Origin of the sequence: Pseudomonas sp. CM27, assembly GCF_013179515.1 — a bacterium.
In the GTDB taxonomy this organism is placed as follows: Bacteria; Pseudomonadota; Gammaproteobacteria; order Pseudomonadales; family Pseudomonadaceae; genus Aquipseudomonas.
In genome coordinates this window covers 1-7637 of record NZ_JABMCN010000274.1, presented here as the reverse complement: position 1 = coordinate 7637, position 7637 = coordinate 1, and the positions used below count along the sequence as shown (strand labels likewise).

Genomic DNA, 7637 nt, shown 5'->3' with positions numbered 1-7637 from the left:
CAACAGCGCAGGCCTGGCCAAGCGTATCCACGACCAGGCGCTGGTGTTGACCTCCGCCGACCTCTACCTGGTCATGGCCTGCATTGCAGTGGCCCTGATCTGCCTGATTCCTTTCGTGCCTACCCGGGTCTATCCGCCGCGTGCGGTGGCCTGAACCCTGGATGAATTCGAGAACCGCTGAAATGACCAACAACCGCAAAACCCTGTTCATCGGCGCGGTGCTTGCCGTCGCTGTCCTGGCCGGCATCATCGGCCCCTGGATGTTTGGCAGCGACCACCGCCAGAGCACCAATGACGCCTATGTGATCGCCGACTACACCGTGGTCGCACCGAAGGTTGCCGGGTTCATCAAGGAAGTGCTGGTAGAAGATAACCAGCAAGTCAGGGCTGGCCAGTTGCTGGCGACCATCGATGCCCGTGACTACCAGGCCGCGCTGGATGCCGCGCAGGCGCAGTTGCTGGTGGCCAAGGCGCAAAGCGCCGATGCCCGTGCCACCCTCGAGCGCCAGGCGGCGCTGATCGCCCAGGCCGAGGCGGCGGTGAAAGCGGCGCAGGCCGAAGCGGCGTTCGCCGATCATGAAGTCAACCGCTACAGCCGCCTGGCCGAGCAGGGTGCCGGTACCGTGCAGAACGCCCAGCAGGCGCGCAGCGGCGTCGACCAGGCCCGCGCGCGGCTGGCCAATACCCAGGCGGCATTGGTGGCAGCACGCAAGCAGGTGGACATCCTTACCGCCCAGGTGGCCAGCGCCGATGGCCAGTTGAAGCGGGCTGAAGCGGGCGTTGAAAAGGCCCGGCTCGACCTGTCCTATACCCGCATCAGCGCGCCGGTGGACGGCATGGTCGGCGAGCGCGCCCTGCGTGTCGGTGCGTACGTCAATCCAGGTGCCCGCCTGCTGTCGGTGGTGCCCTTGCAGCAGGCCTATGTGGTCGGCAACTTCCAGGAAACCCAGTTGACCCACGTGCAGCCGGGCCAGCCGGTGAGCATCAGCGTCGACACGTTCTCCGGCGAAAAACTGCAGGGGCATGTAGAAAGCATCGCCCCGGCCACCGGCGTCACCTTCGCCGCCGTCAAGCCGGACAACGCCACCGGCAACTTCACCAAGGTGGTGCAGCGTATCCCGGTGAAGATCGTTTTCGATGACGGCCAGCCGCTGCTCGCGCGCCTGCGTGTGGGCATGTCGGTGGAAGCGACCATCGATACCCGTGGCGACAAGCTGGACGGCAAAGAGGTAAGCGCACGATGAAACCGGCATTACGCTTGAGCCCGTTGTTGCTGGCCGTGCTGATGGCCGGCTGCACCATGGGCCCGGACTTCCTGCGCCCCGACAGCCAGGCGCCGCAACAGTGGGCGCCGTTGCAAGGCGAGGCAGCGGCCAGCCAGCCGCAGGCCGAGCCACTGGAACTGCGCTGGTGGGAAACCTTCCACGACGCTCGCCTGAGCGCACTGATCCAGCGCGTATCCGAGCGCAACCTCGACCTGCAGATGGCCAGTGCCCGCCTGCTGCAAAGCCGTGCCTTACGCAGCACTGTGGCCGCCGATGAAGTGCCGTCGGTAGACGTGAACGCCGGCTACAGCCGCGCCCGCAACAGCGCCGAGGGCCTGAGTGACCCGTCGGGCAAGGCAGGCAAGCAAGCCTTCAACCTTTGGCAGGGTGACCTGGTAGCCGGCTGGGAGCTGGACCTGTGGGGCCGCGTGCGGCGTCAGGTCGAGGCCGCCGATGCCACGGTCGAAGTGGCCGAGAACGATCGGCGCGGGGTGTTGCTGGCGCTGCTGTCGGAAACCGCCGGCAACTACATCCAGTTGCGTGCCGTGCAGCACACCCTTGATGTGACTCGCGACAACCTCAAGGTCGCCCGGCACAGCCTGACGCTGTCGGAAAATCGCCAGGCGGAAGGTGTCGCCACTCGCCTCGACGTGGCCCAGGCCAGTGCCCAGGTGGCCTCGATCGAGTCGCGCCTGCCAAGCCTGGAAGCGCGGCGCGATGACTTGATCAACGCCCTCAGCCTGCTCGCGGCCGAACCGCCGCGCAGTTTGCAGGCCGAGTTGCTGCCGGCTGGCGAGCTGCCTGCGCCGCAGCAGAAGTTCGCCATCGGTTTGCCGTCCGAGCTGGCCGAGCGGCGCCCGGATATCCGCCAGGCCGAGGCCCGCCTGCATGCCGCCACTGCCAGCATTGGCGTGGCCAAGGCCGACTTCTACCCCAGTATCCGCCTGTCGGGCAGTGTCGGTTTCCAGGCCATGCAGTTGTCCGATTTTGCTGGCTGGGACTCGCGCCGTTTCGCCTTCGGGCCGCAGCTTTCGCTGCCGATCTTCGAGGGTGGCCGGCTCAAGGGCACGCTGGAATTGCGGGAAGCCCAGCAGCAGGAGGCGGCGCTGAACTACCGCAAGGTAGTGCTTGGCGCCTGGCATGAAATTGACGATGTGCTACGCCTTTACAACGCCAGCCAGTTGCGTCGGGATCATTTGGCCGAGGCGGTGCGACAGAACCGCATCGCCCTGGAAACCGCCCAGCGCCAGTATGTGGAAGGCGCGGTGGACTTTCTCAATGTGCTGACGGTGCAAGGGGCGTTGCTGGCCAGCGAAGAGCAGTGGATCGACAGCTCGGCGGCGGTGTCGCAGGCGTTGGTAGGGCTGTACAAAGCGTTGGGTGGTGGCTGGCAGGCATTCGACGAGCAGCCGGTGAAGAAAGCGTAAAAGCCGGGGCCGCAAAGCAGCCCTGGCGATTCCCCAGACAATTGAGGAGGCACAGATGCAGATTTCCTTGAACGGCAAGCGCGCCATTGTCAGCGGCTCCACCGCCGGCATTGGCCTGGCCATCGCCATCGGCCTGGCCGAGGCGGGGGCCGAAGTGGTGGTCAACGGCCGCACTCAAGCCCGGGTCGATGAAGCCCTCAACGCCATCCGCGAACGCCTGCCACAGGCGCGCATCATCGGTATCGCCGCCGACCTGAGTACCCGCGACGGTGCGCGAAAACTGTTCGGCCAGGTGCCGCACAGCGACATCCTGATCAACAACCTCGGCATCTTCGAGCCCAAGCCGTTCTTCGAGATCGAGGACGAGGAGTGGCAGCGGTTCTTCGATGTCAACGTGCTCAGCGCGGTGCGCCTGTCTCGCCACTACGCCCAGGGCATGGCCGAGCGCAAGTGGGGTCGGGTGGTGTTCCTGTCCAGTGAGTCGGCGCTGCAGATCCCGACCGAGATGATTCATTACGGCATGAGCAAGACCGCGCTGCTGGCGGTGTCGCGTGGCCTGGCCGAGACCTTGGCCGGTAGCGGGGTGACGGTGAACGCGGTATTGCCTGGGCCTACCCGCTCGGAAGGTGTCGGCGACTTCTTTGCCAAGCTGGCCGGGGAGCAGGGTGTGTCGACTGAGCAACTGGAAGCGAACTTCCTCGCCGAGCACCGGCCGACCTCGCTGCTCAAGCGCCTGGCGACGGTGGAAGAGGTGGCCAATATGGTGGTGTACCTGGCTTCGATGCAGGCCAGTGCTACCACCGGGGCTGCCTTGCGGGTGGATGGTGGAGTGTTACGCTCCATCGCCTGATTCTTTGTTGTCTGTGCCGCCCTCTTCGCGGGTAAACCCGCTCCCACAGGGATGACACAGCTCTGTGGGAGCGGGTTTACCCGCGAAGAGGGCGGCATAGGCAACCACGCCCTCAGAGCGGTCGCAGCAGCCCAAAACGCTTGCGCAAAGCCCAGTCCAGCAACCGCCGTGGCAGCAATCGGGCCATCACCGGCAACGCTGTACTGCCGTTACCCAACCGCACCAGCGCCGGCACCGGCGACTTGCTTACCGCCGTCAACACCCCTCTGGCAAACACCGCCGCCGAAGTCGGCTTGTCCTGCGAAGCCCGCGCCCGTGCCTGTACATGCTCGCGCAACGGCCACCACGGCGACCCTGCCACAAGTACCTGCTCCGCCTGGCGTTGGGCGTTGCTGGCGAACTGCGAGGCGATCGCCCCCGGCTGCACTTCCATCACTTGCACGCCGAAAGGCGCCAGCTCCAGGCGCAAGGCATCGCTGAGCGCATGCACGGCTGCCTTGGAAGCGCAGTAGGCGCCAGCGAAGGGAGTGACCAGCACCCCTGAGACGCTGCCGATGTTCACCACCACCCCGCGTGAGCGGCGCAGTAGCGGGAACAGTGCCCGAGTGACACCGACCACGGCAAACACGTTGGTCTCGAATTGCTGGCGCAGGGCGTCCACGCCGCCGTCGAGCAACGGGCCCATGGCGCCGTAGCCTGCGTTGTTGATCAGGATGTCGAGGGTTTCGAGTTCGTCGGCCAGGCGGGCCAGGGCGTCGCTGTCATTCACGTCCAGCTGCCGGGCGCTGAAGCCGGCGGCGCTCAGTTGCTCGACATCTTCTGGCTTGCGCGCGGTGGCCCAGACATGGTGGCCGGCATCGCGAAAGGCGTCGGCCAGGGCGCGGCCGATGCCGCTGGAACAACCGGTGATGAGGACGGTGGGCATAGGTGGAGGCCTGTTGTCAGGGAGATGATTTTCCTGCATGGGCCCTTTCGCGGATGAACCCGCTCCACAGGTACCCCACAGTATTCAAGACCTGCGTTGTCCCTGTGGGAGCGGGTTCACCCGCGAAGAGGTCTGCACATGTGATAAGTCAATTGGCAAATGTACCCTGCAGGTGCTCGGCACGAAACTCCAGGGTTTGCGGACGATACCCGGAGCGCAATGGCGGCAATGGCAGGCAGTCCTTCCACTCGGCCCCCGGCTGCAGGTCACCTGGCCCACGGTAACGCGGGGCATTGTAGGTGTTCTCGGCCAGGTTCACGGTGTCGCCCGGGGCATACGCCGCCACGCGCCAGCGCAGCTCTGTGAGCGGCGCCTTGTTGCCGTTCTTCATGTGTACCTGCAGGGCACGGTCCGCCGGGCATTGCTCGGGGGCATAACTCAGGCGCAGGTCCAGGCGGGCCAGTTGCGAGGCTTCGCGGTTGTCCTGCCAGATGACGAACAGGGCCACCAGGCCCAGGCCGCACACGGCAGCCAGGGAAATCGGCAGGGCCTTGGCCGGGTAGCGCAACAGTAGCACCAGCCAGGTGAGTATGAGCAAGGCACCGATGATCATGGGGCTTGCAGACCTTGGTTGCGAGGGGTTCGACTATCGTAGCCTGAAATGGCATGTGCTCAAAAGCGGGAGGCTGCCTTGCAGTTGGCATGCGCTACGCCACGTGCAGCGCATGCGCTCGAAAGTCAGCGCAATCACATTGCGATGCTATCTGTAACTCCCAACACTGTGAGTAGCAGCAGAGCGCAAATTCTCATAAATTTTTTTCGCCACTGAAAATAAAGCATTTTCGGGCGTGGGTCTTCAGGGCACTAAGGCCCAGTTAATGTCATTTGAATTTATCAACAACGTGTGAGCGAACAGAACATGATGAACATTCAGGAAAAACAGGGCGTGGAATTTGAACCGGAAATGATGACCGCACAGTGGAAAGCGCTCAAAGGCAAGAGCACTGCGGCGCTCTCTCCGGCTTACCTCGGTCACAACAGTTACTATACCGAGTCGCCTGAGATTTCGGAGGCTTCTGAGGGCGGTATGATCTTGCGGGCGTATGAAAATCTGAACAACGGGAAACTGGGCGTCTTCTTCCGCGCCGGCATAAATCGCGATGGAGAATTTATTATCTATCGGGCATTTGGTAATTTGGGTGCGGGTTTGTATAACGCGAGAAACCTGGTTGTGGAAAACATGAAATGGCAACCGGGCCAACAACTCAGCTTCAACTATCGTCTGAGCTTTGCAGTCGGGGAGGTAACGTATGAAATGTCACAAGGGCATTACTGCGTAAACTTTTAATTTTTTCTTTCGGGCGTGATGCCCTTGGACAGACCCGCTACGGTAAAGCCCGCAGCGGGTTTGTGCATTTATCGACTGCGCTTTACTGCGCGATGGTCTTCACCGAAACCCCACGCTCGACCGGCGTGGAGGTTCGCCCATACACATCCTCGAAGCGCTCGATATCATCCTCGCCCAGGTAGCTGCCGGACTGCACCTCGATGATCTCCAGCGGGATCTTGCCCGGGTTGCGCAGGCGGTGCACCGAGGCGATCGGAATGTAGGTCGACTGGTTCTCGGTCAGCAGGAACACGTTCTCGTCGCAGGTGACCTCGGCCGTGCCGGACACCACGATCCAGTGCTCGGCACGGTGGTGGTGCATCTGCAGCGACAGGCTGGCGCCCGGTTTGACGGTGATGTGCTTGACCTGGAAGCGGCCGCCCATGTCCACCGAATCGTACGAGCCCCACGGGCGATACACTTCCAGGTGGTTCTGGGTTTCGCTGCGGCCCTGCTCGTCCAGGGTCTTGACCATTTGCTTGACGCCCTGGACCTTGTCCTTGTGGGCAATCATCATGGCGTCCTTGGTCTCCACCACCACGATGTTCTCCAGGCCGATCACCGACACCAGCTTGCCGTTGCCGTGGATCATGCAGTTGTGGCTGTCCTGCACCACCACATCGCCCTTGGTAACGTTGCCATTGTGGTCTTTCTCGTGCACTTCCCACAGCGACGACCAGCAGCCCACGTCGCTCCAGCCAGCCGACATCGGTACTACACAGGCACGCTGGGTTTTTTCCATCACCGCGTAGTCGATGGAATTGTCCGGGCAGCAGGCAAACGTTGCCTCGTCGATGCTCAGCACATCGCCGTCTTCTTCGCTGCGCTCCAGGGCCAGCACGCAGGTGTCGTAAATGTCGCCGTCGTGCTTTTTCAGCTCTTCGAGGAAGCGGCTGGCACGGAACAGGAACATGCCGCTGTTCCAGAAGTAGCCACCGGCCTGGACAAATTCGGCGGCGCGTTTTTCGTCGGGCTTCTCGACGAACTGCGCAACGCGTGCCACGCCTTCGGGCAGCAACGCGTCCTGGCTGGAGCGGATGTAGCCGTAGCCGGTTTCCGGCCGGGTTGCCGGCACGCCGAACAGCACCATCTCACCACGCTCGGCGGCCACGGTGGCCAGGGCCAGGGCACGTTGCAGGGCTTTCTGATCATCGATCACATGGTCGGCGGGCAGCACCAGCATCAGCTCGTCGCGGCCTTCATTGACCAGTTTCATGGCAGTCATGGCCACGGCCGGCGCGGTGTTGCGGCCGAACGGTTCCATCAGGATGCCCTGGGTTTCCAGCTTCAGTGCGCTCAGCTGCTCCTGGACGATGAACTTGTGGTCCTTGTTGCAGACCACGATCGGCGTGTCCATGCCTTCGAACACCAGGCGCTCGATGGTTTGCTGGAACAGGGTGTGTTCACCGGTCAGGGCCAGGAACTGCTTGGGGAACTGCTTGCGCGACAGAGGCCACAGACGCGAACCGCTACCACCAGAAAGAATTACCGGGATCATCATGTTTCTCCAATAGTCGTTTAGAGGCAGGGGGATCAGTTGCTAGCCACGGGGCGAGTTACCCACACCGGCGACAAGCTGTTGCCGGAACCTGTTACGTACAGCACGGCAGCTTCGCCGCGCTCCAGAGCGACGGGTTTCACGTCACCGACTTTCTTGTCGCCCTGGTACAGCGCCAGGCTGACCTTGACCGGGTTGATCTCGCGCTCGCCACGGCCGTTGGCGGCCACCGGCTTGACCACTTCGGTCTTGCCGTCGGCAGTTTTCAGGGTCAGTTGCTGGTCG

At 63.1% G+C, this 7637-nt stretch carries 8 protein-coding genes and 1 pseudogene; 5 read left to right on the top strand and 4 right to left on the bottom strand.

What is annotated here, in order from left to right; genetic code table 11:
• From HP547_RS25210 to HP547_RS25195, 4 genes and pseudogenes are all read left to right on the top strand, one after another.
• Positions 1–154: pseudogene (locus tag HP547_RS25210) on the top strand (EmrB/QacA family drug resistance transporter); the annotation flags it as partial.
• Between the two features lie 28 nt (positions 155–182).
• Positions 183–1244 carry an HlyD family secretion protein gene (locus HP547_RS25205; protein ID WP_172220770.1) on the top strand — a complete coding sequence of 354 codons (1062 nt, stop codon included), beginning with the start codon at positions 183–185 and terminating at the stop codon, positions 1242–1244.
• Positions 1241–2692 carry an efflux transporter outer membrane subunit gene (locus HP547_RS25200; RefSeq protein WP_172220767.1) on the top strand — a complete coding sequence of 484 codons (1452 nt, stop codon included), beginning with the start codon at positions 1241–1243 and terminating at the stop codon, positions 2690–2692. Before HP547_RS25205 ends, HP547_RS25200 begins: the two co-directional genes overlap by 4 nt.
• A gap of 55 nt (positions 2693–2747) precedes the next feature.
• Positions 2748–3542 (top strand): SDR family NAD(P)-dependent oxidoreductase, encoded by a 795-nt coding sequence (locus HP547_RS25195; RefSeq protein WP_172220764.1) that lies wholly within the window; start codon positions 2748–2750, stop codon positions 3540–3542.
• Positions 3543–3654: 112 nt separating this feature from the next.
• On the opposite strand, the gene HP547_RS25190 is transcribed toward HP547_RS25195, so the two are convergent.
• Both HP547_RS25190 and HP547_RS25185 read right to left on the bottom strand, forming a co-directional pair.
• Positions 3655–4467, bottom strand: coding sequence for an SDR family oxidoreductase (locus tag HP547_RS25190; RefSeq protein WP_172220761.1), 813 nt, complete (start codon positions 4465–4467; stop codon positions 3655–3657).
• 148 nt (positions 4468–4615) lie between these two features.
• Positions 4616–5080: a multidrug transporter gene (locus tag HP547_RS25185; protein ID WP_172220758.1), complete on the bottom strand. Its 465-nt coding sequence runs from the start codon at positions 5078–5080 to the stop codon at positions 4616–4618.
• Positions 5081–5386: 306 nt separating this feature from the next.
• On the opposite strand from HP547_RS25185, the gene HP547_RS25180 reads away from it, so the two are divergent.
• Positions 5387–5815, top strand: coding sequence for a hypothetical protein (locus tag HP547_RS25180; protein ID WP_172288096.1), 429 nt, complete (start codon positions 5387–5389; stop codon positions 5813–5815).
• A gap of 82 nt (positions 5816–5897) precedes the next feature.
• On the opposite strand, the gene HP547_RS25175 is transcribed toward HP547_RS25180, so the two are convergent.
• Both HP547_RS25175 and HP547_RS25170 read right to left on the bottom strand, forming a co-directional pair.
• On the bottom strand, positions 5898–7352 hold the full coding sequence (locus HP547_RS25175; RefSeq protein ID WP_172288098.1) for a mannose-1-phosphate guanylyltransferase/mannose-6-phosphate isomerase: 1455 nt from the start codon (positions 7350–7352) through the stop codon (positions 5898–5900).
• Positions 7353–7387: 35 nt separating this feature from the next.
• Positions 7388–7637, bottom strand: a 250-nt coding sequence (locus tag HP547_RS25170) for an alginate O-acetyltransferase AlgF (protein ID WP_172288093.1), incomplete at its 5' end; no start/stop codon positions are given.

Coding starts and splice junctions, on each gene's coding strand:
- HP547_RS25185 (WP_172220758.1), bottom strand. CDS start 5,080: ATGATCATCGGTGCCTTGCTCATACTCACCTGGCTGGTGCTACTGTTG.
- HP547_RS25190 (WP_172220761.1), bottom strand. CDS start 4,467: ATGCCCACCGTCCTCATCACCGGTTGTTCCAGCGGCATCGGCCGCGCC.
- HP547_RS25175 (WP_172288098.1), bottom strand. CDS start 7,352: ATGATCCCGGTAATTCTTTCTGGTGGTAGCGGTTCGCGTCTGTGGCCT.
- HP547_RS25205 (WP_172220770.1), top strand. CDS start 183: ATGACCAACAACCGCAAAACCCTGTTCATCGGCGCGGTGCTTGCCGTC.
- HP547_RS25200 (WP_172220767.1), top strand. CDS start 1,241: ATGAAACCGGCATTACGCTTGAGCCCGTTGTTGCTGGCCGTGCTGATG.
- HP547_RS25195 (WP_172220764.1), top strand. CDS start 2,748: ATGCAGATTTCCTTGAACGGCAAGCGCGCCATTGTCAGCGGCTCCACC.
- HP547_RS25180 (WP_172288096.1), top strand. CDS start 5,387: ATGATGAACATTCAGGAAAAACAGGGCGTGGAATTTGAACCGGAAATG.